This is a genomic window from Micromonospora sp. NPDC049891 (assembly GCF_040660295.1).
In the GTDB taxonomy this organism is placed as follows: Bacteria; Actinomycetota; Actinomycetes; order Mycobacteriales; family Micromonosporaceae; genus Micromonospora.
The window spans coordinates 1-1,097 of record NZ_JBFAML010000092.1; the positions used below are offsets into that span (position 1 = coordinate 1).

The following is a 1,097-nucleotide window of genomic DNA, read 5'->3' on the forward strand; positions in this document are numbered from 1 at the left end:
GCAGCGCGGTTCAAGGCCGCCGCTTCCTCCCGCCACACGCCAAGCCACCGTCTTTTTTCTCATCTTCATGCATCGCCCATCGCCCGCTTTTTGTTCTCGCCAGTCAAAATCGATGATTTGTTACGCAGCACCGTAACAAGCCGTTGTAAAACAGGGAAAAATAAACAATTGGTTACAGGGTAACTGCTTCCACTACTGGGAATTTTCCCATATACTGGATAAATTAACAGTTTACCAGCCGGAATCGCAACAGCATGACCGCGGAAGGACATCTCATTTTCTCTGTCGCTTGCGCGATCTTCGCCAAGAAGGCGGAAGTGACGCCAGAGCTGGCTACCGGCGACTGGTGGCACATCATACCCGCCGCGCTGCTCACCTCGCTGCTGCCGGACATCGATCACCCCAAGTCGGTACTGGGCCAGCGCCTGCGCTGGATCGCCCTGCCCATCGCCCGCGCCTTCGGCCACCGCGGTTTCACCCACAGCCTGCTGGCGATCGCCGGCGGCATGGCGCTGTTTCAGCTGGACGTGCCGCGTAGCTGGCCGATCCCGGCCGATGCGCTGCACGCCATGATCATCGGTTATTTCAGCCATCTGCTGGCCGACATGCTCACGCCCGCCGGCGTGCCGCTGCTGTGGCCGTGCCGCTGGCGTTTTCGCCTGCCCCTGCTCAACTCGCAAAAAGGCAACCAGCTGGAGCGCGTACTGTGTCTGTGCCTGGTGGCGTTTGCCATCTGCTGGCAAGGCGATTTCACCCTGCCGGTGCAATCCTATGTCGAGCAAATCAGAAATATCAGACTCTGATCACAAAAATTCGCTCAACCCATCATCTTGATGTATATAAAACAAACAAAAACACACAAAAAGCTATATCAAATTCCATTTGGATATAAGTAGGCCACTCAGCAAACTGTTACGATATTTACATCGCGACATACGTGATGCGTAGTCGTTTTTATAAGAAAGATTATTGGAGACATTGGGGATGAATCTTCCGCTCGTGATTAACGTGCTGGTGTTTGTCGCGCTTCTTTTGCTGCTGGCGCAAACCCGCCACAAGCAATGGAGCCTGGCGAAAAAAGTGCTGGTCGGCCTGGT

At 54.5% G+C, this 1,097-nt stretch carries 2 protein-coding genes; both read left to right on the forward strand.

Translation table 11 applies throughout. From position 1 onward, the window contains the following. The coding region (locus AB0I71_RS32645) for a hypothetical protein (protein ID WP_357591227.1) at nt 1-183 on the forward strand (183 nt) is incomplete at its 5' end. A 71-nt stretch (nt 184-254) separates the two neighbouring features. After that, nucleotides 255-803 carry a metal-dependent hydrolase gene (locus AB0I71_RS32650; protein ID WP_004931456.1) on the forward strand — a complete coding sequence of 183 codons (549 nt, stop codon included), beginning with the start codon at nt 255-257 and terminating at the stop codon, nt 801-803. Nucleotides 804-1,097 lie beyond the last annotated feature (294 nt).

Excerpts from the sequence above, each read along its gene's own strand:
- AB0I71_RS32650 (WP_004931456.1), top strand. The coding sequence starts at position 255 with ATGACCGCGGAAGGACATCTCATTTTCTCTGTCGCTTGCGCGATCTTC.